This window comes from Phaeodactylibacter xiamenensis (assembly GCF_000759025.1).
Taxonomy (GTDB): domain Bacteria; phylum Bacteroidota; class Bacteroidia; order Chitinophagales; family Saprospiraceae; genus Phaeodactylibacter; species Phaeodactylibacter xiamenensis.
In genome coordinates this window covers 109,687-133,131 of the sequence record NZ_JPOS01000003.1, presented here as the reverse complement: position 1 = coordinate 133,131, position 23,445 = coordinate 109,687, and the positions used below count along the sequence as shown (strand labels likewise).

Genomic DNA, 23,445 nt, shown 5'->3' with positions numbered 1-23,445 from the left:
TCCGGACGCAGTAAAGTTACTGCCCGGTGAAAATGATTAGCTATGAAAACAAAACTACTGGCCCTGCTGGCCCTGTTGGTACTGGCCCTGCCCCTTATCAGCCAAACCTCCCTGTCCGGAAGGGTGACCGATGATACTGGTGAGCCGGTTATTTTCGCTTCAGTAGCACTTTATAAACACGGTGTGCTTATCACCGGTACGGAAACGGACATCGATGGCTACTATCGCTTTGCAAGCCTCGATCCCGGCACCTACGCCGTTGAGACGTCCTACATAGGGTACACCAAGCAGCGTGTCGAAAGGGTGCTCGTCTATGCAGGCAAAGCCAATAAGCTGGATATCGAAATGACTGCAGATGCGGTCAACCTGGATGAAGTAGTGGTGACGAGCTATAAAGTCCCTTTGGTGACTCAGGACAATTGCACGCAGGGAGCGACAATAGTCAGTGATCAAATAAGAAATTTGCCCACCCGCAACCTCAACAGCCTTGCTGCCACAACTGCGGGTGTTTCGGGTGCCAAGGCTTCTAATGAATTGAAAATCCGCGGCTCCCGCAGCAATGCCACCGATTATTATGTGGATGGCACCCGGGTGCAGGGCAATGCCATCCCCGAACAAGCTCCAACAGCTGCCGGTGAAGGCTACGCCGAGATCGTGGAAAACGAGTTTATTGCTGCGGGAACAGAAGCCTTTTCCACCTTCTCCATCGACGTTGACAAAGCCGCATACAGCAATGTCCGCCGGTTTATTGCAGCCGGGCAATTGCCTCCCGCTGATGCTGTGCGCACGGAAGAACTCATCAATTACTTTGACTATGCCTACCCACTGCCGGAGGCGGGCAATGCATTCGCCGTGGAGACCGAGCTAGGCCCTTGCCCCTGGAAGGAAGGGCATCAGCTGCTGCACATTGGCATCAAGGGGTTTGAAGCCAGCCCGGTGGATGCGCCTCCTGCCAACCTGGTTTTCCTAATTGATGTCTCTGGTTCTATGGGCAGCCCTAACAAGCTCCCACTGGTCAAGCAGGCCCTGGGGTTGCTCACGGAAGAACTGAGGGCGCAGGACCGGGTCTCCATCGTCACCTACGCAGGGGGCTTTCAGGTGGCACTGTTGCCCACGTCCGGCGACCAAAAGGAAAAGATCATGAACGTTGTCAATGGGCTGGGCTCTGGCGGAGGCACAGCTGGGGGAGCCGCTTTGCAGCGTGCGTACGAACTGGCCAGGCAGTACTTTCAGCCCAATGGCAGCAACCGGGTCATCCTGGCGACTGATGGCGATTTCAATGTCGGTATTTCCAGCCCGGAGGAACTGGAGGCCTTCATTGCTGAAAAGCGGGCTACGGGCATCTACCTCAGCGTGCTGGGCTTTGGCACCGGCAACTACAAAGACGATCGCCTGGAGATACTGGCCAATAAAGGCAACGGCAACTACGCCTATATTGATGGCATCAAGGAAGCCGAAAAAGTCCTGGTCACTGAGATGGCAGGCACTTTATTTGCGATTGCGAAGGATGTGAAGCTGCAGGTGGAGTTTGATTCTGCTACCGTGCAAACGTACCGCCTCATCGGTTACGAAAACCGCCTGCTGGACAAAGAAGATTTTGAAGACGACTCCAAGGATGCCGGGGAGCTGGGGGCAGGGCATACGGTAACCGCCCTTTACGAAATTGTGCCCCAACCGGGTGCGGAAGGCGAACCTTTAGGCACGCTCCATCTCCGCTACAAAGAGCCGGCCGAGTCCCAGAGCCGCTACCTGAAACACGAATTGCCAGGCGATGCCCAACTGCTTGAACAAACCTCTGAAAACTTCCGCTTCGCAGCCGCAGTAGCGACTTATGCACATTGCCTGCGGGATTCCAAACACAAAGGGCTGGCTACCCTTAGCCTGGCCCGGGAACTGGCCGATCAGGCCCGTCAGGATGACCTGGAAAACTACCGGGCAGACTTCGTTGAACTGATCAAACAAACCGAAAACCTGACGGCACAGCTGGCAAAGGCCGGGCAGAAATAAATCTCATCCTCCAAAATTAATGGCTATGAAAAAGACGATTTTGAATCTTGCACTACTGCTTTTTGCTCTGGCTCACTTCGCCACTACCGGTCACGCAGGGCAGGCAAATCAGCCTCTGGACACCCTGCCCCTTTCCAGCTGGGCGGCTCTACCCTCTATGGAGGCCTGGCAGGCTACCCTTAAAAATGATTTTAAGGCTTATGAAAAGTACTGGCAATTGAATTACGCCCGGCCATTTCCGGTGAAGGTCCTGAACAAGCAAGGGCAGCCTGTAGCCAATGCTCAGGTGCGCCTCAATGATGAGGATGGGGCAACCCTGTGGAGTAGTTGGTCAAACCTAAATGGAACCGCTGTAGCGTGGGTACCGGGCACCGGAGCGGCTAAACAACTGGTGGTCAGCCTGGGCAACCGGGAAATGGCCGTAGCGATTGACGGCAACCGCTCTTCCGGAGGAACGACAACACTGGTTTTGGACGTGCCCTGCCAGGAACTTAAGGGAGCGGACATCCGCTTTTTGCTGGATGCCACCCATTCCATGCGAGATGAGTTCGAGGGGCTGTTGAATTCACTCACCGCTCAGGAGCATCCCATCTATCTTGCCAGAGATGCAGGCGAGCGCTTCCTCATTCAGGATATCAGTAGCGGGTCAGCCCCGGCATTCACCATTCAGGCGGCTGGCGGCGGCCCCGATGAGGAAGCTATGGATACGCTCTTGCTCTCCGCTTTGGCGCATGCGGATTGGGATACCGCTGCCCCAGCCCGGGTACTCGTCTACCTCACGGACGCAAAACCTGCCCGGACGCCTGAGGCTGCAGAAAGAATGCGCCGTGCCATTCAATGGGCTGCGCAGAAAGGAGTCGCTTTGTGGCCCATTGCCTGTAGTGGACTGAATGCAGAGGGAGAGTACCTCCTGCAAAGTATGGCTCTGCAAACTGGTGGGCAGTACGCCTGGCTGGAAGATACGCCGGGCAGTACCGAGCTGCACCGCCAGCCTATCCTGACTGGTGATGCCGTGCGCTCGGATTTGAGCACCTGGCTACAAATGCAAACTAAAAAGATCGACGATTTCTACAGTTGTACCTCAGATCAGCCGGAGGCACCGGCCGCTGCTCAGGCAGTACCGGTTGCTTTCGGTTGTTTTCCGAATCCGGCCCGTACGGAGGTTACGCTTAAGGTACCTGCCTTTGCAGAGCGTATCACCCTTTATAACGCTGCTGGTCAGCCAGTCAGGGACTGGAAAGCGGTTGAGATGGGGGAGACCACCTTTAGCGTTGCCCAATTGCCCGCAGGCTCCTACCGCCTGGAGGCTGCCGCCGGACCGGAGCGCTGGGGGGCTAGCCTTTTGGTGGTACATTGAAAGTCGCCTTTTTACTATCCGCCCCACTATCCGCAAGCTAGCTTTGAGGAAAAACACGATGAAGTACATTCTCCATCTAATCCTCCTCTCCTGGCTCACAGCCTGCCAAACGCCCTGGTTGCCTTCGAAGGCCGCCGAACGCCAGATTATACAAACCCTGAAAGATGAGACCCGTTATTTTTGCGAACGCAACCTTTCAAAATGGGCCGCCCAATGGGCGCACGTCAGTTACGCCTCCAAAATGTATGGAGGCGATACTGATTTTGTAGTGTTTTCAGGTTGGGAGGCGATCCGGCAGCATACCGTTGATCACATTCGCGAGCATCCCGAGCCCATTGAAGTACCGGAAGTGGAAGTAGATTACCACATCGAGTACTTTGGCAAGACCGCTTGGGTTTTTTACACTAAAAAAATCCCACAAGGACTGGCCCGTGAAGCCCGCTTTATGGTTCAGGAAAAGGGCGTATGGAAGATCGCTCGTATGCAGACGATTTACTTAATAACTGACCTTTCGCACGCGAAAGGTTATGATAATTGAAAAAATTAGCAGTATTCAGGGTGCTTGGCACAGCAATCCCACTCAGTGCATGGCACTGAAAAAGCACTCGCATGAACAAGTTAATCAAAGCCTTACCCCAAAAGAGGGGTGGCTAGCCCGTTTGGCGGCCCAATTGCAGGGACATAGGCTTTGAGCCTTTGCACCTCTTGAAAAGCCGCCCTGAGGGCATTGACATAAATTTTGGTTTTTAGGGCAAAGTGGTTGGTCTGCTCTTTTGCAGACAGCAGTTCGAGTTTAGTCCAGGCAATCATGGCAGCAAAAACATGGTTGCACTGGGATGTCTCGTGCTTGGTGGGGGACTTTTCCAGCCCCACGTTTTGTTTGAGCGATTTGTGGAATACCTCCACTCCCCAGCGTGTCCCGTAGGTTGTGCAGATAGCTGGGCCGCTTAGCTCCAGATCGTTGGTGACCAGGTACAAGTCTCCAGTTGAGCCGTCTTGGTTTATAAAGACCTGTTTGACCAGCTGGACTTGGAAGTCCAGCCCTTTAAGGTAAACAGTAATGGCCTGGCCTGCTTGCAGTTCTAGCCCGTCGACTCGGTGGAACTTGCCTTCCAGTTTGTCTTCCATGGTAAGGGCAGCCTTGCGGTTGCTCTTTAAGGCACTGATAAAATGCTTGCCCAGCTCATAGTGCACGAACTCAAAGTTCTCCTTGGCAGCAAACCAAGTGTCCCAGACCACATAGCGGAAGGGCACGCGGTTGTATTTGACAAGTGCAAAAAGCTGGTCGCGCAGCATCTCGTTCTTGCTGCGGGGGCTGCGCTTCTTTACCTGCCCGCTTTTGGTATCCACGTATTCTTGCGACTTGCGCACGATCTCAAAAGCAACAGGCAGCTCTATGCCCTGTGGGCTCTGGTAAAGGAAATTCAGGATGTTGATCCCTTTGGTGTGCCCCGCTTTCGGCTTCTTGGAGTGGTCCCAGTGCCAAGTGACCACTTCATTCTCCGTAGAGTGCGGCTTCTCCTCGATCGTGTCATCTATCTTGATGACCGCGTCCGGGTGCTCCACTTTACGTACCAAAGGCTTTATGCAACGCCAATAGTCCTTTGCCGTGAAGGCTTCCTGCCCTAAAAAACGGCTGATCTTGTCATGGCTCAGTGCCTGATCGGTCAGCTCGGACAAGCCGGTGGCTGTCGCCATGCGAAACGATGCCAGCAGGTAGTCCGAATACAAGTCTAGTAACTTTGGGTCTTTCATCTTTCGCTCCTTTGAGCTGCAAGATAACTGCCCTGACATTATTAATCAATTTTCCAAATATTTCGCGTGCGAAAGGTCAGTTAATAACCGAACAGCACCAAGGATCGCACTTATAACCCAATCACATAAAACGCCGAACAGGCACTGTGCCCGGTTGCCCCAACTGAAATGGTGATTTTTAGGGAAACCTGCCGGATCTCAGAAAAGACCGGGAGAAAGCTCCTCGACAGGACGTTAGTAAGCTGGTGTAGAGCTTAAGCCTGGACATTTCCAAGAGCTCTGCCCCAGCTTTGCATGGGACATTGAAATGGTGATTTTAGGAAAACCTGCCGGAGAGTCTGTAAGGGGCCAGGAGAAAGCTCTAGTGGATTGATCCGTAAATGCTTGACCATTTAAAGTGCAGCAATGGCAAGGGCTACAGGGGTGAAAAACCAGCAGGTAATTCGGTCTAGTCGCACTAGCCAGGCCCTAACCCAGGCAGCCTGCTTCCAAAATAACAACCGGCCGCTTTGCCTGAACCCTTCCCAGTAGCCCCGTAAATGCTGCGCCGTTACAGCAAACCCCATTGCAGCTTACATCCCTTGCCACCTGATTTGTACCAGCCACAATGTTTTTTTGAAAAAGAAGCCCAAAAAATTTGGAAATATCGCGGGGGGGTAAATTTGTTCATCGCTCAAATAAAAAAGCACATAATAAACCGAAAAATTGATTCTTCGCAGAATTAGTTTTGATTTCAAAACCCTATGTCGTTCGGGCGCTCCGTTCATTTCGAGTAATTGTACCGAGTTTTCTTATTCTTTGCGCTAATAACGGTCTCGTGTAGAGGGGAGTATGTGCAATTTCGGACAAGATTGAAACCAAATTTTAATCAAAGACAGTCATATTATGAAAATCGAAAATAGAACTCTCAAGTATTTCATTTTAGTAGGGTTGATTGCCTTGACAAACATTTCGGAATCTTTTGGTCAGGTTATCACAAGAGTGCTACCACCAGAAGACAAAATCGAGAACTATATCCCGTGGTATAACCCTGACGAAGAGATTCCGATAGTCAACGCACCATATGTAGATGTTGAAGCAGTGCTTCAGGAGGATCGACAAACTGGAAAAGAAATGCAAAAAATAGGCATCAAGCAAGATATTGATATTGTTACAGAAGATGGTAAGATATCCCGTAAGGATAATTTTATTATTTGGAGCCTGGAGATAGAGAGTTTTGGTGCTAAAGCTATAGGTCTTAAATTTGAAAATACTGAGATCCACGAAGACGGAATCATGTACATTTATAACGAGAAATCCCGATTTTTAGTTGGTCCAGTTTCATCAAGAGACTTATACGATAAAAAGTTTAGATCAGATTACGTTAAGGGTAGTAAAGTACATATTACCATTTTCATTCCAAGTTATGAAGAGCCTAAAATTCAGATTAGCTCCTTTTATCATGGAATCGACGATCAATCTTTTAATACAGCTTTTGGAACATCTGCGGATTGCAACAGAAATGTAGCCTGTGAAGAAGGCAATGATTGGGGGTGCCAAATAGAATCTATCTGTAGGGTATTGGCAGATAATGGAGGAACATGTACAGGGGCTGTTGTTAATAATGATTGTTGCGATCTTTCAGCGTATGTGCTTACTGCTAATCATTGCATAAGGGAAAACCTAGATGACTATCTTTTTGGATTTAATTGGCAATCTCCCGAGTGTGCAAACGGTAGCAATCCTCCTACAGGTTGGGTAACATACATGGGCGCGGAATTGCGTTCAAGCTGGGGAGGTACTGATTTTAGCTTGCTTGAGTTGATTCAGAATATAAGACCTGTGGATAGAGTATCATTTACAGGATGGGATAGAAGCGGTAATGCTAGTCAAACTACCACAGTGTTGCATCATCCTCGTGGAGATATTAAGAAAATTACTTTTGATAATGAAGTGGCAGTCATTGAAAACGATGAAACTTTGAATTATCCGCCAAATATCGTCGCGGGCAGATACGTAAGGGTAGAAATATCAAATGGAGTAGATGGTGATTATGGAATTTTAGAAGGAGGATCTTCAGGGGCTCCTTATTTTGGGGATAGTGGTAGAGTTTTTGCCCAACACCGAGGAGGTCCTATTTTAACATGTACAAATATAGAGAATAAATGGGCTGGCAGAGTTAATGCTTCGTGGGAAGGAAATGGTACGCCAGACTCAAGACTAAGAGACTGGCTGGGAGCTTCCACAAACCCGAATACTATGGATTGTATGGAGCATCCATTTATCCAAGGTCCAGAAGTTTTATGCACTGATCCTCAAACTTATACCTTGATAAACAATATGCCTTGTGCCAAGACAGTCACTTGGCGAGTCGAACCAGCGAATTTATTTGCATCACCGGGTAGTGGAAACGGAGTCACAGCTTCACTTTGGGGAAATGCTACTTCTTCAGGGCCTGCAACTCTTATTTATACACTATCAGCCGAGGGATGCAATGATGCCGAAGTAGAGTACGACTTATTTGTAGGAAGGCCGTGCACTTTTGAATTACACTCATTTCCAACTGAAATATGTGTGGGCGAACAAGGGGAGACATTGTCAGGAGCAGCGAAATTTAAAGCGGATGTTTTTCCTAACCCAGCAAATGAGTTTATTGAGGTAGCATGTTCGGGATATATGTCTGGCACAAGAATAGCCGCCAGCCTTATTTCTATAGATGGAAAAGTGGTGAAAATGATTGAAGAGCCCTCCCATCACTTCAAAGTGAACATGGCTGATTTGCCATCTGACCTTTACGTGCTGCAATTGAATGTGAATGGAACGATTCTTCACGAAAAAATAGTAAAGCTATGAAAAAGATGGTTTTAACTGTTGGTGTTTTATTTGTCATTCAATCGGTATACTGCCAAATAGAAACCATTGGTGATTGGATAGTCAGTGTAAATGCCGGTATTGAAGCGCATGACAAAAGACTGTTCGATTATGCAAGGCCAGAAAAGGAAGCTTTGTTAAGAAAGCAGCCAGAGTTTTGGGGCACCTACCATTTTGGAGTAAAGGCGAGAAGAAAAGTTTGGCAAGGCAAGAGGTTCAGCAATCTTATAGGACTGGGAGTGAATTATGAAAACTCTACTTTCTTAAGACCTTTTGATCAAGGACACTTTGGGGACTTTAGAGAGATATTACTAGTAGCTGACAATTATGAAAAGATTTTAGCACCTTTGTCTATATCAGCTTTCTACGAATTAGGAGGTCATTGGTTGATTTCAGTGGAATTAGCAAACAATCTTCTTGTTTTTAGAAGCATTGACAATACTACTTCGAATAACTCCATTTCTTTTCCTTATACAGAAAGCACTTTTGAATTAGATGATATCCAGTTGAGGCTTGGGGTGAATTACAGGAGTGGGAACTTCATTATAGGCCTCCGTTCAAGGGTAGCCAACTTTCAAAAGATTGACAGGGTTATTTTCAATCGAATTGTCAAAGACCCCAGAACGGATCAAACATGGGAGTGTTATAATCCATTACGTTTTGACTTGACCGTAGGATACACCTGGTGAAGCTTGGAATGAACTGAACATAACACGGCATAAAACGGCAAGTGGGGCTAAAAATGTTTTGCCTTACCGTTACAACTCCATCACATAAAACGCCGAACAGGCACTGTGCCCGGTTGCCCCCGCTGGAATGGTAATTTTTAGGAAAACCTGCCGGCTCCCAGCAAAGACCGGGAGAAAACTCCCCGACAGGACGTCTGCTAGCTGGTGTAGAGCTTAAGCCTGGGCATTTCCAGGAGCTCTGCCCCAGCTTTACATGGGAAAACCTGCCGAAGAGCCTGTAAGGGGCCAGGAGAAAGCTCTTGCAAGGCTCTAACCCAGGCAGCCTGCCTCCAAATTCACAACCGATCGCTTTGCCTGAACCCTGATCAGCACCCCCACAAATGCTGCGCCGCTACAGCAAAACCATTAGATTTTATTAAAGTAAATTTTGTATGCCCCTGAATTGCCTTTTTCGCCAGCTCTGCATCACGTCCTCACCTTCGTAGCTAAGGCTGCGAGGTTCCGGGCGCTCTTTGATCTGACAAAAAATCCTAATCCATGGTCTATACAAAACCTACATTAATAAAATCTATTGTAGCTTACATCCCTTGCCACCAGATTTATACCAGCTACAATGTTTTTTCTCAAAAAAAAGCCCAAAAATTTTGAAATGTCGCGGGGGAGGGGGGTAAATTTGATCATCGCTCAAACATAAAAGTAAAAATACAGAACAAGAGAGTAGTTTACTGTCAAACCGGTAATTGCTGTAGCTATTCTGGCGCTCAGTTCAGCTTTCAAATAGTCTTGTAAGTATTTCACTATTCATTTTTTGCGAAAAAAAAGATGAACTATGAAAAAGGAGATTTTAACGCTCGGAGTTTTATTCGCCATCCAGGCAGTATGCTGCCAAGCCCAGGGCTTGGGTGACTGGATAGTCAGTGCAAATATCGGAATAGAAGCACATGACAAAAGACTGTTCGACTATGCAAGGCCAGAAAGAGAAACTTTATTGAGAACCCAGCCAGAATTTTGGGGCACCTATCACTTTGGATTAAATGCAAGAAGAAAAGTCTGTCATAACAGGAGATTTAGCAGTTTTTTAGGGCTAGGATTAGGTTATGAAAAAGCAACATTTATTCGGCCTTTTGATCATAAATTTTTTTTAGAGCCGGGTGAATTTGATACAGACTTTTTAAAGCTCCTAAATAGGTATAAAAAGGTTCTTACACCACTGTCTCTATTGGCTTTCTATGAGTTAGGAGATCACTGGTTCATTTCAGGGGAATTAGCCTCCAGCTTTCTTGTGTTTAGGAGCATTGATCATACGGAGCGGTCCAGAGCAGTTTTTCCTTACTCAGAGGGTACTTTCGAGTTGGACGATATACAATTGAGGCTTGGGGTAAATAACAGACTTGGTAAATTCATAATAGGTCTGCACTCCAGAGTAGCCAACTTTCAGAAGATTGACCGGGCTATTCTCAATCGTATTGTCAAAGACCCCAGAACGGATCAAACATGGGAATGGGACAATCCATTGCGTTTTGACTTGACTGTGGGGTATACATGGTGAAGAGAAGAATGAACTGGACATAACACGGCATAAAACGGTAAGTGGGGCTAAAAATGTTTTGCCTTACCGTTACAACTCCATCACATAAAACGCCGAACAGGCACTGTGCCCCGTTGCCCCCATCGGCCCGTCCAGGGCCCTGAACCCATACCGTTGGTAAAACCGGTTGGCAGCAGCCATCTCGGTAATGGTCTCCAGGTAACAACGCTGATAACCGAAGGAACGGGCAGCGTCCAGGCAACGGTCTGCGATGGCAACGGCCAGCCCCTTGCCACGGGCTTCGGGCAGGAAGTACATCTTCTTCAATTCGCAGGTGTGTTCGTCGCCACCGAGCAGTGGGGCAATACCAGCACCACCGTAGATGATCCCCTCCCGCTCAATCACAAAGTAGGCCGACCGGTCAGCCTGATAAGCCGTGTACATATCGTCCACTTCAGCATCGTGGATGGAGAAACCTTCTCCGGAAGCCCCGTGGGCGGTCATCACTTCTCGGATGATGTAGGCCATGCGGGCAGTATCCTCCGGCCGTATGGGGCGAATGGTGAAATTATTTACTTTCATAAATTAGCTTTTATCGGTAAGGGCAATGACCTGATGCCCTTCAAAAACAAAAACAGATTGCCCGCTGAGCCTGAGCGTATCCCCGGCCTTAAGTCCGTTCGGCAGGTCAACGGCCAGCTGCCCCTCGTAGTCAATCTCAATGGTGACGGTATCTCCGCTGAATTTCCAGGCTGTGATGGTTTGCCGGCGGTGACTGAAGTATTGTTTTGCCTGTTCCGCCTGCTGACGAAAGGCGGGTAAGCCTTCGGTCTGAAGGCCGGTCTGTCCGTTGGTGATGTTTTTGAAGACTACGGAAGGGTGCAGGTGCTGAACCATTCCGTCTACATCGAAGCGGTTGTAAGCCTGAATGTAGTCTTCAATTACGCGCTTTTGTTCGGTTTGCATAGGTAGCTGTTGGCAACTGATGAGTAGAAACATGGGCAGTGCCCAAAACCATTTTTTCATGTACAGATTTATATGAAAAGCTTCAAACGGTACAAATGAGTTCCCGTTGAAGCAAAGGAAGTGCAGTTGGGGCTACTTATCGAGCAGGCCGTTAAGCTGAGCATACTGTAGGAGTAATATGGTTTTGGCATCCCGGATGGCTCCGGTTTGAATCATCTGGCAGGCCTCGTCGAAGTTCATTTCCAGCACTTCGATGTGTTCCTGCTCGGCCGCTACGCCTCCGCCTTCTCCTACTTTCATGTCATCGTTGTAGGGGGCCACAAAGAAGTGGACGATTTCCGTAACAGAGCCGGGAGACATGTAGGCCTCGAATATTTTCTGTGGTGCCTCTACCCGGTAGCCGGTCTCTTCCTCCGTTTCCCGTTGTATGCCCGCAGCCGCCCCTTCTGCATCGAGCAGCCCGGCACAGGCTTCAATGAGGAGGCCTTCCGGATTGCCATTGACGTAAGTGGGCATTCGAAATTGACGGGTCAGGATAACGGTACGGCGGGCTTTGTTGTAGAGCAGGATGGTAGCGCCGTTGCCCCGGTCGTAGGCCTCGCGTTCCTGTCGTTCCCATTGCCCGTCCGCCCGGCGCAGGTCAAAGGTAATCTTGCGCAGGGTGTACCAGTTGTCAGAGAGTAATTCGTTTTTGATGATTTTTACTTCGGGTGACATAGTTAAGCTTTTGCGTAAAGATTAAGGATTTTGTACAAATATTCGTGGCTTTGAAGCCTGCATTTCCAACAGACTGCTTCTCAGGATTTGAAAGGCACGGGAGATTTCATCTGTATTCAATGCGGCGAAGCCCAGGCGGCAGGCATTCCAGTCGGTACCGGGTGGATTGTAAACTTTGCCGTCAGAAATCAGGAGCCCTTTTTCGCGGCAGCGGGCAGCAATTTCGGGCAGGGGAAATTGGGGTTTGAACCGGACCCATACCGCCATGCCGCCTTCCGGCACCTGGAAGTCGACGGCAAAGTTAAGTTCTTCCTGTAGTAGTTTGCAAAGATGGTCGCGGCGCTGCCGGTAAGCATGGAGTGCCTTTTTACCATAGCGGCGCATAGTGCCCAGCTCGATCAGCCGGGCGATGGCCCGCTCCTGAATGGGGTCCCCGGGATCGCCAATGAGCTGCCGGACCTGCATCAACCGCTGTATCAGGTCATCCGGAGCAAGGATGAACCCCGCCCGTGCTACCGGGAATAACTTCTTGGAGTAGGAGCCAATGTAAATTACATACCCTTCGCAATCCGCACTCGCAATAGGCAGCAGGGGCTTATGCTGGTAATGGTAATCATAGTCGTAGTCGTCTTCCAAAATGGCGAAGTGGTACTGCCGGGCCAGTTCCAGCAGTTGTACCCTCCGCTCCGGAGACAAGGCTACGGTAGTCGGCCAGTAGTGGTGGGAAGGCACATAGACCAGCCGGATGGCTTGCCGTTCGAGCCGTTGGCTTAGGGCATCCGTATCAAGCCCCTTCTCATCTACCGGGAGGCGTAGCAGGCGGGCGCCGGCTTTCCGGAAGGCCTGATTGGCGATTTCATAACTGCTCTCCCCAACTACCACGGTATCACCGGGCTTAAGGAGCGTATGCGACAGCAGGAAGATGGCCTGCGTAGCGCCCCGGGTCAGGATCATCTGATTGGGTTGGACATTCAGCCCCCGGTACTGATTGAGCAGCGGCGCATAAATTTCCCGAAGCCTGCGGTCGCCGAGGGGGGAAACCTGCTCCAGCAGCCGCCCAAGCCTCAGGCTTTGCAGAACGGAAGCATACTCCCGGGCGTACTCCTGCAGTGGGGCCAGCCGGGGATCCGATGAGCCGTCATCAAAAGCCAAAGGTGCACGTGGGGATTGCTGATACTCCAGCTCGGGCAGTGCCGGCTCGTACAGCGCAAAACCGGTCGTTTCCGGGTAGCAGCAGGCCATGCCCAGATCCCCGTTGACCGACCGGGGCGTGACCACCGGCAGGTCTTTATTGATATACCACCCGCTGCGGTTCCGGCTGTAAATCCAGCCTTCTGCTTCCAGCTCACTAAGGGCGGCTACCACCGTATTCCGGTTGACTGCCAGGTGGCTGGCTATGGTGCGGGTGCCGGGCAGCTTAAAACCGGGTTTGAGAATGCCGCGCTTGATCAGCCGGGCCAGATTGTTGGACAACTGTATGTACAGCGCTACTTCCGAGTGGCGGTCCAGCGTGATTTCATTGAAAAATGGGTAATTCGGCATAGCTTACAGTTGAATCGGTTCGTTGATGGACAATGCGCCCATGCTTTCCTCAATTTGGTGCACTTTGCTACCGGAAATCAGGGGCAGGATTGGCACTTCCTGTGCCATCATCCAGACCAGCACCAGTTGATTGGCCGTGTACCCGGTAGTCTGTGCCATGTTATGTAGGCGTTGCAGGCGCTCCCGATTTTCGGGCAGGTCGTACTCGGGCGGCAGTTCGGCATCCGGGCCTTTGGCGTACAGGCCGGCAAGCAGTGTGGAATAGGCCAGCAGCGTAATGTTGGGGCGCTGACGGGCGTACTGCAGCATTCCATCATCAATGAGGCGCTGCACCCAGAAATCGGCATCCGGCTTTGGGCGCAGATAGGAATACTTTTGCTGTACAGCACAGTAGGTTGGCAGGTCTTTTTCCCGGCTTAGTTGCAAGCTTTCCTCTACCCGCCAGGCCCAGGTATTGCTGATGCCAAATGCACGTACTTTGCCACTTTTTTTCAGGGTGGCAAAGGCCTCCAGGCGTTCTTCCACCGGGTATTCCAGAAAGTCGATATGCCCGTAGAGGAGATCAATATAGTCGGTGTGCAGCCTGCGGAGACTGTCTTCCACGGCTTGTATGATTGTCGCTTTGCGCAGGCCCTCCAATTCGATTTGATCCAGGCTGCCGGTGTAAGCCCTGGGACGGGCCCCGCACTTGGTGGCCAGCACAATGCGGTCGCGGGACTGTCGCTGCAGCCAGTGTCCAAGCACGGTTTCACTTTCGTCCCCTACGCCCTGCTCCATCCAAAATGCATAATTGTTGGAGGTATCAATGAAGTTGCCACCGTTGCTCAGGTAGGCGTCCAACAGGAGCTCCGACTGTGTTTGATCAGTTTTGGTACCGAAGTACATGGTGCCCAGGCAGATGGGGCTGACTTTGAGGCTGCTGTTTCCGAGTGGTCGTAATTCCATAGGTGTTTTTGATGGCAAAACTATAATCTGTTGTGCCTGCCCGATAGTAAAAAAGCGTCAGGACCGGCTGATCCGGGCCATTTCGTTCTGTAGCTGAAAGTCCCGGTCGGCTACAGCGGTTGGGGTGATGCCCAGGTGCGCCTTGAAGTCTTTGATAAAGTGCATCTGATCGAAGTAGCCGTATTGAAAGTAGTTGCCGGGCTGCACTTCCCGAATTACGCTGTCCTTGTACAGTGCCTTGAACCGGATGAGCCGGGCAAATTGCTTGGGGGTAATTCCGGTGTATTGCTTGAAGTAGCGTTGCAGTTGGCGGATGCTGCGGTGATGCTGCCGGGCCAGCTCCTGAATGGGAATTTGCCCTTGCTCCTGCAATTGCGCCTCAATACAACGCTGCACGATCGCCAGCCCATCCGGCATCTGTATGCATTGTAAAGGCAGGGTGCCTTGCAGATGGTCCAGGATTTCGGCAGCGGTGTGCAGAGCCTTAAGCTGCGTTTCCAGCTGTTGCAGCCATGGAATCCTGAGTTGGGCTATGGGAAGGTTTTGCTGTGCCGCTTCGGCAGCCACTTTGGGAAAAAGCCGGTAAAACCCGGCAGGCTTAAGCTTGAGGCCCACAATATGCACCGGGCTGACCCGCGTGACCAACTGGGTCTGGGTTTGCAAGCCCACCAGGCAGGATTCTGTAACCCGTTGGCTGACTTCCGGTTGATGAAGGGCCACTTTACGGTACCCGCCCTGATAGACAAAGATGACTTCCGGACATCCATCCGGGATCAGCAAGTCTGGTACCGTTTGCCGGTCTTCGGCGCTGCTGCGCATGACCCAGCAGGACTTCAGCACTTTGCTCAAGGGGGCAGGGGCGGCTGCCGAATCGAATTGGAGTTTTTGCATGGGGTTGGGTGTGTTATTTGACCCTTTAACAATCAAAAACTTCCTTTCGGTTGGCGGAAAACCCAATTTTCAGGACTGGACCACCTCAACGTACGAATCTGGCTGGTCTGATTAGCTCAGTACAGGCACGAACTGATCTGCAAACCACTAGACAAATAAGGCGTCATGAATAAAAGGGATTATTTTTTGTGCGCTGGGGTTCCCGACTTTAGGGGGAAAGGGGGCGTGCGGAGGCTGAAAAATCAATCCCTTTTGAAAAATGTCTGGTAGTATAACTGATCTGCAAGACTATCGGGCCAGCTCCATTTTGATGATCGGATTGCCCTCGCCCTTATTCAGCGTCAGGCTCAGCCCGTCTTTGCTCAGGGTATAGTGGTTGACCTGTTGGAGTGCTTTGGTCAGTATGGCGTTGATGTCCCCGTTTTCCGGGCAGGCACGCCGGGTAAAGGCGACTTTGGAGAAACTGATTGTGCCATGGTCCCCTACATCATAGCCGCCCATCAGGTTGTTGCAGCCATCACTGCCGCTCAGGCGGAAGCCCTCTGCCTCCCCGGTAAGCCGCAGGAAAGGCGTAACGGCGAGGCGGAGCTTCCGGACATCCTGACCTGAAACTTCTGTAATATCCCATTTGCGGTTGACCAGGGAAGGGCGTTGTTTAGGCGTCATGGTGGTTTCGGATTTGGTAGTGGCAGTATCAGCAGGTGCGGTAGTCTTGGAGGTACTGTTGCAGGCGGCCATTAGCGCCAACCCAACGACGAGGATAAAAAATTGGCTTTTCATAGGTAGGTTTTTTAAACATAACGCAAATGGGCGATGATATCTTATGCCATTCCGGCAGACGGGGCGCAAAGCCGCTAAAATTTCCCACCTTTGCACAAAATTCCGAGCATGCTGAAAGCCATCCAACAAGCTGACCCCAAACGCCTGTCTTTGCTGGCCATCCTGCTGCTGTGCTTCATCTGGGGCACCACGCACATCGCGGTGAAGTATGCCATTCAGACCATTCCGGTCTTCTTCATGGCGGGTATCCGGGAGCTGATGGCCAGCCTGATCTTCCTCGGGTTGTCGCTGGGACTGGAAAAACCGAAGGCAATAGACTGGAAAGAGGTCCTGAGGCAGGGGCTCTTCGGGCTGGGCTTTTTTGCCTTTGCCCGCGGTCTGATGGTGCTGGGTTTGGACTATGCGCCGGCCGGACTGGTCGCCCTGGTGTTTTCCCTGATCCCGGTGTACGTGCTCCTCATCAATTTGCTGATGGGGCAGGGGCGCATGAACCGCCGTATCGTCACAGGGCTTTTGCTGGGGGCTTTGGGCATGTTCCTGGTCTTCCGGGAAAGCCTGTTCAACCTGGAAGGTACGGATGCGCTCATTGGTATGGGCATCGCCCTGGGCGGTGCGATTTGCTGGGCAGGTACGAGCGTGTTGTTGTCCGATGGGCGGGACGGTGATTTGCCCGCTATGTTCCGGTCGGCCGTACAATTGTTCTTCGGTGCTATGGGGCTGTTGCTGATCAGTGGGGTTTTGCTGGAGCCCGTGGACTTTGCTGCCATCTCCGGTACCTCTATGCTTGGGGTGGCCTATCTTGTGCTGTTTGGATCTATTGCCGGTTTTGGGAGTTACGTTTACGCCATACGGCACCTGCCGGTAGCTCAGGTCACGCTTTATGCCTACATCAACCCATTTGTAGCCCTCTTTTTTGGCTGGCTATTGCTGGACGAGTTGTTGACCCTGGAGCTTCTGCTGAGCTTTGGGGTGACGCTGGCCGGGGTGTGGTTACTGAGTCGGGGGCGCTAAATTTTCCGTTCAATCAATTCCCATCGGTTGCCATATAAGTCCTGAAAAATAGCGCCGGTGCCAAATGCTTCCTGCCGGGGCGTTTCCTCAAAGTGGACGCCTGCTGCCCGGTATTGCTCATAGTCCCGTTGGATGTCATCAGTGTGAAGAAATAAGAAGACCCGCCCACCGCCTTGTTTACCAATGTACTGTACCTGTTCCTCGTCTTTGGCTTTCGCCAACAGCAGGGAGCATTCCGGCTGACCCGGCGGGGCAACGGCCACCCATCGTTTGGTGGGAGAGCGTGGCGTATCTTCCAATAGAGTGAATCCCATTTTCTGCACGAAAAATTCGATGGCTTCATCGTAATCGCGTACCAGCAGGGCAATGCGGGCGAGGTGTTGCTTCATGTTTTTGCGGAAAGTTAGAGGTTTTAATGGTGTTATTCCTGTACTGATTTAAATTGTAACTATTCAGCATAGTCTGTGAATCGCATTTTCTGCCTTTGTTTGCCCCAACCCTATCTCCTATGCGCCATAGCCGCTTCGGCGACGGGGCATAGGGTGCAAAGCCAGAAAATGCACTGGCTCCCTTCAGGGATGGGGCAAAACAGGGCATTTTCTGCTTATTTTTCCATGTATGCTGAACAGTTACTTTAAATTTTGTAAGGTTCTGTCTAAAGCAGTATGGTCTTCATATTGCTCTTGCCCAGACTCCGTTACAGAAAGCCAAGCGCAAGAACCTGAGCCCATTCCAATTTAACCTGCCCTCCGGCATTACTCCACAGGTATACTTGAACACGATCCCCTGCCCGAAGCCCCTCCGGCCATCGAAAATAAAGTGTTGCGGTTTGAACAGGCTGCCCGGTCTGGTGGTAATCATCGAGCGGTTGCCCCTTCCAGTGGATGGTCTCTCCGTCCCGGTTGATATCGAAAACGAGGGTGCCGCCCTGCCCGGCTTCGAAACGGGCTTCGAGGTCAATACGCAGCCATTCCGGGGTGTGGTTGGCCATGGTATCCGATAGTGTGGCGGCCCATAGGTTAGCGTACGGATTTTCGCCATCAGCTTCCTGTGCCTGTTGGGATGACCAAACCTGCGTCCTTTCCAAGAGGCGGGGCTGTGCATAATAGGTGTGGTAACTGCCCAGGCTGTCGCGAAAATCAAACGTGTATTCCATTCCAGCCAGCGGCAGGCTTTCCGGGCCTAATGAGTCGGGTTGCAACAGGACAAAGGGCTGCTGCTGCCGAAGGAAGGTGCTCAGGTCTCCGAGCTTAGCTGGCTTGGCTTTCAGAGACAGGGCAGGCTGGTCCGGTGGCAGGCTGCCCGGCAAAAGCCCCTGAGCAATAACTTGGGTGGAGGTATCTGGCAGTAATTGTTGGATATTGACCCGAATAGAGGGATCAATGCTCAATCGGATAGCCGTGTGGTAGGACAATTGACCGCGCCAACTAATGATTTGATTGTTTGCGTAAGCGGCCTCCCGCATCACGCGCAGGGGGCGGCGGCTAAAAATATCTACCGTATCGTGCCGGCTCAGGAGGGAGTCCACATCTGCATCCTGCAGATAGGGAATGCCCTTAGCTTCCAGAAAGTAACGCAGCCCATGTGGTTCGCAGCCCACAATACCCACGGGTATGCCAGGGTCAAAATTATGGTCCTTATACCAATCTGCCTCCAGCTGCGGCCGGTAATGCCAGGAGTAGTATTGATGGGTGAGCCCCTGTGAGCGCCCGCCGAGTTTGATGTCGGCCATCATCTGCGCACTGCTCTCGCTCCAGCCCTGGAAGACTTGGAAAACGCCATACCCCGCCACCAAAAGCACGGCTACGACCCCTTGCCAGCGAAACCGCGGCAGTTCTCTGACTTCTGCGGCAATACCGACGGACAACAACAGGGCAAAAACCGGTACCAACGGGATGAAGATCCGCTTTGGAGCGGCGTTGCCCAGGATGTACACCAGCAAAAAGGGTAGGATAAGCACCGTGAGTAACAGCAGGGCGCTTTGAGCCTGAGGCAGCCAATGCCTGCGCCCCAGTGCATACCCCAGTACCGCAAAGGGCAACAGCCACCATCTGCCACCCATAAAATCGCCCAGCACTACCGGGGCATAGTAGGTCAGGTTGCTCCACTTGAAGGGCTCGTAGGTGACATAGGGATTATTGAAGACCTGCCCGAAAACCGGTACGTAGGCCAGCAGGGCGAGCTTCAGCCCAACGGCGGTGAGCAGGGCAACCTGAAAAGCTTTATTGCGCAAATGCAGCCCGTTGTGGAGCATTTGCCGTACCCAGAATATCCCCCAAAACAGCCCAACCGCCAGGATGAAGTACAGGTTGGACGGTACCGTATACATCAGGGCACCCGCTGAGCCTATGATGCCAAAAGGAGCCCCCCGGCTCCTTTTTTCGTGAAAGCTAAGTGTACTGTACAACAACCCCACAAGCCAGAGTGCACTTAAACCATACCCACGGATTTGAAGCGCAAAATTGAGATAGGGCAGGGTAGTAGCGGTAATGACTACGGCAAGCAGCCCGGTCAGCGGGCTGAAAAAGCGCGCGCCCAGCTTCCATGTGCCCCAAAGTGTTAGCCCGGCGTAGACGAACATCAGCCCGCGCAGCTTTTCGGGGCTTTGCAGCAGGGTGGGAAAGTCCGTTTCGCCAATCAGCAGGAGGTAGAGGCGGTTGAGCGCATTGAAGAGGATGTGGTTGTTGGGTACGTGATAGTCCGTTAGTATAGCCGTGAAGGATGCACAGGCAAAGTAGCGGAGGGTGTAGAGTTCGTCGTTCCAGAAGTCAAGGGCTACGTAGCGCCATTGCAATACGGTGTATAGCAGCAACAGTAGCATGAAAATTCCCGCGGACGTCCCCTTCTTTAGCATGTGGTCAAGTTGTTGAACCCACAAATTACTAACTTCCCGGCAGACCAAAAGAGCGGATTGGCAAACAGAAAACCGGAGCCCCACCCTTAGGTAGAACTCCGGTCTCGTAACCTAAATTCTTATGGTGTATTAGTCCTTATTCGGCTGCGGTGTCATGCGTAGGTAAGGCTTGATTTCCTTGAAGCCTTTCGGGAATTTGTCTTTCGCATCTTCACTGGAAATGGCAGGCGAGATCACCACTTCCTGCCCATCTTCCCAATCTACCGGCGTGGCTACGCTGTAGTTGTCGGTCAGTTGCAGAGAGTCGATCACGCGCAGGATTTCGTGGAAGTTCCGGCCGGTTGATGGCGGGTAAGTCAGCGTCAGGCGGATCTTTTTATTCGGATCGATTACAAAAACAGAACGGACCGTGAATTTCTGGTCTGCTTCCGGGTGGATCATATCGTAGGCCACAGCAACTTTTTTGTCGGAGTCTGCGATGATGGGGAAGTTCATCTTTACATTCTGCGTTTCCTCAATATCGCTGAGCCACTTCATGTGGTCTTCAATCGGATCCACGCTCAGGGCGATCACCTTGGCATTACGCTTGGCAAATTCTTCCTTGAGCGCTGCGGTACGGCCCAGTTCGGTCGTACAAACCGGCGTAAAGTCTGCGGGGTGAGAATAGAGTACACCCCAGCTATCTCCGAGCCATTCGTGAAAGTCAATTTCACCTTCGGTAGTTTTAGCTTTGAAGTTAGGTGCTTCTTCTCCTAATCTGAGTGACATAGGTTATATCGTTTTTGGTGGTTAAGAGTTACGTTTGCAAAATAAAATAAAAGCAGAGGCTATTTCAGTGATGCCAGTCACGACCAGGTCATAATCTTTCCGTTCCCGGCAGGGCCTCCACCGGGCGGAAGCCGAAGCCATTTTTGGACTGCTCCCGCAGGCGGTATTTCCGCTTCTTATCAATAGCAACGGTTCCTTCCAGGAAGGGTTGAGCCAGGCGGCCGATTTCGGCAAATTCAATGAGAAAACCATCGTGGCCGTAGGTGCTGTCGATGAGCTCGAGCTGTGCCTGTGGTATGTGCATGGCCAGCGTCGCCTGCTCTTCGACCGGGAACAATACATCGGAGTGGATGCCAATGACCAGCGCTTTGGCTTTGATGCGCTCCAGTGCCTGCTCGATACCGCCCCGTCCGCGCCCCAGATTGTGGCTGTCCATCGCCCGGCTGAGGGTCAGGTAAGACAGGACATCAAAGCGGTCCACCAGCTTCTGTCCCTGATAGCGTTGGTAGGAAGCGGCTTTGAAGCCATTGCGAACCTCATCGCTGTCCTCTTCCTGAGAATTCTGATAGGTCCGGTAATTACGGTAGGAAAGCATGGCTACCGCCCGTGCCGCTGCCAAACCAGCCGCGCCGGCATTTTCCGTATCGGTATAAAGCGTGGGGTCTGCCTCGATGGCCATACGTTGGGCCTCATTGAAGGCAATGCCCCAGGGAGAATGTTTCGCGTTGGTAGCCAGGACACAGATGCTACGGAATAGATCAGGTTCGGCCACTGCCCATTCCAGTAACTGCTGCCCGCCCATTGAGCCGCCAATGCCAAACTGAATCCGGCTGATGCCCAGATGCTTCTGCAAATGTTGGTGAGCTTTGACCATATCCCGGACGGTCAGATGAGGGAAGTCTTTGCCGTAAGGTGCGCCGGTTGCCGGGTTGATGCTGCGGGCATTGGTGGAGCCGTAGCAGGAGCCCAGCATATTGGCACATACGATAAAGTAACGGTCGGGGTCTAGCAGCTTGCCCGAGCCAAACAGGCCCGGCCACCATTCTTCTACCGCCGCATTAGCCGTGAGGGCATGAAAGACCCAGATGACGTTGTCCTTTTTTTTCGAAAGCGTGCCGTAGGTTGTATAGCCGATTTGGACGCCCTCAAGTTGGGCGCCGTTTTCCAGTTTCAGTGGTTCCGCGATGGTCAGGTAGTTCAAGGTCGTGTTGTTTTGCATCAGGAAAAAAGAGGTGGGGGCGCATGGCCCCCAAAATAAATTATGCCAGCACCGGGTCGCCTGCTTCGATTTTGGCGAAAGCCTGCTCGAAATCGCCCCGGATGTCGTCAATGTGCTCAATGCCCACTGAAACGCGCAGCAAGTTGGGCAGTACGCCCGCCGCCAGTTGCGCTTCCTCGCTCAGCTGTTGGTGCGTCGTGGCAGAGGGCTGAATAATGAGCGTCTTGGCATCACCCACATTGGCCAGGTGGCTGACCAGTTGCAGGCTGTCCACAAACTTCGTTGCATTCTCCTTGCTGCCTTTGATGGTAAAGGACAGAACGCCGCCAAAGCCATTCTGCAGGTATTTTTTCGCATTTGCATGTGAAGGGCTGCTCTCCAGGCCAGCGTAGTTGACATGGGCTACCTTAGGGTGTTTTTCCAGCCATTGGGCGAGCTCCAGAGCATTGTCTACGGTGCGCTGTACGCGCAGGCTCAGCGTTTCCAGGCCTTGCAGCAACAGGAAGGCATTGAACGGGCTAAGTGCCGGGCCATAGTCGCGAAGCCCTTCCACCCGCGCCCGGATCGCGAACGCGATATTACCGAAAGGTCCTTCTGCACCGAAGACGTCTCCAAAGACCAGCCCGTGGTAGCCTTCGCTCGGCTCAGAAAACTGCGGGTACTTGCCGTTGCTCCAGTTGTAGTTGCCGCCGTCGACGATCACACCGCCAATGCTTGTGCCGTGCCCGCCAATCCACTTGGTCGCTGACTGTACCACGATGTTTGCGCCGTGGTCGAGGGGCCGGAAGATGTACCCACAAGCGCCAAAGGTATTGTCTACCACGAGTGGGATGTCATACTTCTTCGCTACCGCCGCGATGCCCTCAAAGTCCGGCACGTTGAAGCTGGGATTGCCAATCGCCTCCACGTATAGCGCCTTGGTATTTTCATCGATCAGCTTTTCGTAAGCTTCCGGCGATTCATCGGCAACAAAGCGGGCCTCGATGCCCAGGCGCTTGAAGTTGACCTTGAATTGATTGTAGGTGCCGCCGTAGAGGTTGGCGCTGCTGACCAGGTTGTCGCCGGCTTCCAGGATATTGGACAATGCAATGAACTGAGCGGCCTGCCCGGAGGCTACCGCAACCGCAGCCACGCCACCTTCGAGCGCTGCGATGCGCTTCTCCAGCACATCCACCGTAGGGTTCATAATGCGGGAATAGATATTGCCGAACTCCTTGAGTGCAAACAAATTGGCTCCGTGCTCAGAGTCTTTAAACGTATAGGACGTGGTCTGATAAATCGGTACTGCGCGGGAGCGGGTGGTACCTTCTACTTCTTCCTGCCCAGCGTGGAGCTGAAGCGTTTCATAACGATAGTCTGACATGGCTAATGCAAATTTTATAGCGTAATGGTAATATTTGAAAACAAACAGATAAAGCCAGCCGGGACTGCCCGGAAGGCAGCACAGCAGTAGCGGTTCATCCTGTACAGGGATACAGGATCAACAACAACACATACAACAGCGCATCAAAGGGTGCACAGGTGTAAGGTTCGGTACAGTAGCAGGTAGTAATGTGGAAATGTGAA

General features: G+C 51.7%; 20 protein-coding genes. 7 read left to right on the top strand and 13 right to left on the bottom strand.

Features of this window, described 5'->3' with window-relative positions; translation table 11 throughout:
* Nucleotides 1-42 precede the first annotated feature (42 nt).
* The 3 genes from IX84_RS01335 to IX84_RS01325 are packed head-to-tail and all read left to right on the top strand — an operon-like array spanning nt 43 to nt 3,902.
* Nucleotides 43-2,007 (top strand): vWA domain-containing protein, encoded by a 1,965-nt coding sequence (locus IX84_RS01335; RefSeq protein ID WP_052515679.1) that lies wholly within the window; start codon nt 43-45, stop codon nt 2,005-2,007.
* A 25-nt stretch (nt 2,008-2,032) separates the two neighbouring features.
* The gene (locus IX84_RS01330) at nt 2,033-3,364 is read left to right on the top strand and encodes a T9SS type A sorting domain-containing protein (RefSeq protein ID WP_044215901.1); all 1,332 of its coding nucleotides are present in this window, start codon (nt 2,033-2,035) and stop codon (nt 3,362-3,364) included.
* Nucleotides 3,365-3,422: 58 nt separating this feature from the next.
* Nucleotides 3,423-3,902 carry a hypothetical protein gene (locus IX84_RS01325; RefSeq protein WP_044215899.1) on the top strand — a complete coding sequence of 160 codons (480 nt, stop codon included), beginning with the start codon at nt 3,423-3,425 and terminating at the stop codon, nt 3,900-3,902.
* Nucleotides 3,903-3,994: 92 nt separating this feature from the next.
* Here the strand turns inward: IX84_RS01325 and IX84_RS01320 are convergent, their stop codons facing one another.
* Nucleotides 3,995-5,119, bottom strand: coding sequence for an IS701 family transposase (locus IX84_RS01320; RefSeq protein ID WP_044215897.1), 1,125 nt, complete (start codon nt 5,117-5,119; stop codon nt 3,995-3,997).
* A gap of 885 nt (nt 5,120-6,004) precedes the next feature.
* Here IX84_RS01320 and IX84_RS01310 point away from each other — a divergent pair.
* The 3 genes from IX84_RS01310 (at nt 6,005) to IX84_RS01300 (ending at nt 10,207) form a co-directional block, all read left to right on the top strand.
* Nucleotides 6,005-7,951, top strand: a complete 1,947-nt coding sequence (locus tag IX84_RS01310; protein ID WP_044215894.1) for a T9SS type A sorting domain-containing protein — start codon at nt 6,005-6,007, stop codon at nt 7,949-7,951.
* Complete coding sequence (locus tag IX84_RS01305; protein WP_044215892.1) at nt 7,948-8,658, top strand: hypothetical protein; 711 nt, start codon at nt 7,948-7,950, stop codon at nt 8,656-8,658. The genes IX84_RS01310 and IX84_RS01305 overlap by 4 nt, the downstream gene beginning before the upstream one ends.
* 829 nt (nt 8,659-9,487) lie before the next feature.
* Nucleotides 9,488-10,207 carry a hypothetical protein gene (locus tag IX84_RS01300; protein WP_044215891.1) on the top strand — a complete coding sequence of 240 codons (720 nt, stop codon included), beginning with the start codon at nt 9,488-9,490 and terminating at the stop codon, nt 10,205-10,207.
* A 69-nt stretch (nt 10,208-10,276) separates the two neighbouring features.
* Here IX84_RS01300 and IX84_RS01295 read toward each other — a convergent pair whose 3' ends face one another.
* The 7 genes from IX84_RS01295 to IX84_RS01265 all read right to left on the bottom strand — a co-directional run bounded on the left by IX84_RS01295 (nt 10,277) and on the right by IX84_RS01265 (nt 16,027).
* A complete protein-coding gene (locus tag IX84_RS01295; RefSeq protein WP_044215890.1) occupies nt 10,277-10,768 on the bottom strand; it encodes a GNAT family N-acetyltransferase in 492 nt (163 codons plus the stop codon).
* 3 nt (nt 10,769-10,771) lie between these two features.
* Nucleotides 10,772-11,212 carry a nuclear transport factor 2 family protein gene (locus IX84_RS01290; protein ID WP_202965189.1) on the bottom strand — a complete coding sequence of 147 codons (441 nt, stop codon included), beginning with the start codon at nt 11,210-11,212 and terminating at the stop codon, nt 10,772-10,774.
* A 72-nt stretch (nt 11,213-11,284) separates the two neighbouring features.
* Nucleotides 11,285-11,869 carry a GDP-mannose pyrophosphatase NudK gene (nudK, locus tag IX84_RS01285; RefSeq protein ID WP_044215886.1) on the bottom strand — a complete coding sequence of 195 codons (585 nt, stop codon included), beginning with the start codon at nt 11,867-11,869 and terminating at the stop codon, nt 11,285-11,287.
* 21 nt (nt 11,870-11,890) lie between these two features.
* Nucleotides 11,891-13,411, bottom strand: coding sequence for an aminotransferase-like domain-containing protein (locus IX84_RS01280; protein WP_044215885.1), 1,521 nt, complete (start codon nt 13,409-13,411; stop codon nt 11,891-11,893).
* 3 nt (nt 13,412-13,414) lie between these two features.
* Nucleotides 13,415-14,356 carry an aldo/keto reductase gene (locus tag IX84_RS01275; RefSeq protein WP_044215884.1) on the bottom strand — a complete coding sequence of 314 codons (942 nt, stop codon included), beginning with the start codon at nt 14,354-14,356 and terminating at the stop codon, nt 13,415-13,417.
* Between the two features lie 57 nt (nt 14,357-14,413).
* The gene (locus tag IX84_RS01270) at nt 14,414-15,247 is read right to left on the bottom strand and encodes a helix-turn-helix domain-containing protein (RefSeq protein ID WP_044215882.1); all 834 of its coding nucleotides are present in this window, start codon (nt 15,245-15,247) and stop codon (nt 14,414-14,416) included.
* A gap of 288 nt (nt 15,248-15,535) precedes the next feature.
* Nucleotides 15,536-16,027, bottom strand: a complete 492-nt coding sequence (locus IX84_RS01265; RefSeq protein WP_044215880.1) for an META domain-containing protein — start codon at nt 16,025-16,027, stop codon at nt 15,536-15,538.
* Between the two features lie 108 nt (nt 16,028-16,135).
* On the opposite strand from IX84_RS01265, the gene IX84_RS01260 reads away from it, so the two are divergent.
* The gene (locus IX84_RS01260) at nt 16,136-17,038 is read left to right on the top strand and encodes a DMT family transporter (RefSeq protein WP_044215879.1); all 903 of its coding nucleotides are present in this window, start codon (nt 16,136-16,138) and stop codon (nt 17,036-17,038) included.
* Here IX84_RS01260 and IX84_RS01255 read toward each other — a convergent pair.
* The 5 genes from IX84_RS01255 to IX84_RS01235 all read right to left on the bottom strand — a co-directional run bounded on the left by IX84_RS01255 (nt 17,035) and on the right by IX84_RS01235 (nt 23,242).
* Nucleotides 17,035-17,427 carry a VOC family protein gene (locus IX84_RS01255; RefSeq protein ID WP_044215877.1) on the bottom strand — a complete coding sequence of 131 codons (393 nt, stop codon included), beginning with the start codon at nt 17,425-17,427 and terminating at the stop codon, nt 17,035-17,037. The genes IX84_RS01260 and IX84_RS01255 overlap by 4 nt on opposite strands.
* Nucleotides 17,428-17,735: 308 nt before the next feature.
* Nucleotides 17,736-19,892: a glycosyltransferase family protein gene (locus IX84_RS01250; protein ID WP_044215876.1), complete on the bottom strand. Its 2,157-nt coding sequence runs from the start codon at nt 19,890-19,892 to the stop codon at nt 17,736-17,738.
* 129 nt (nt 19,893-20,021) lie between these two features.
* Entirely contained in the window at nt 20,022-20,660 is a 639-nt protein-coding gene (locus IX84_RS01245) for a peroxiredoxin (RefSeq protein ID WP_044215874.1), read from the bottom strand.
* An 88-nt stretch (nt 20,661-20,748) separates the two neighbouring features.
* A complete protein-coding gene (gene metX, locus IX84_RS01240; protein WP_063978241.1) occupies nt 20,749-21,861 on the bottom strand; it encodes a homoserine O-acetyltransferase MetX in 1,113 nt (370 codons plus the stop codon).
* A 58-nt stretch (nt 21,862-21,919) separates the two neighbouring features.
* A complete protein-coding gene (locus IX84_RS01235; RefSeq protein ID WP_044215873.1) occupies nt 21,920-23,242 on the bottom strand; it encodes an O-acetylhomoserine aminocarboxypropyltransferase/cysteine synthase family protein in 1,323 nt (440 codons plus the stop codon).
* Between the last annotated feature and the right edge of the window lie 203 nt (nt 23,243-23,445).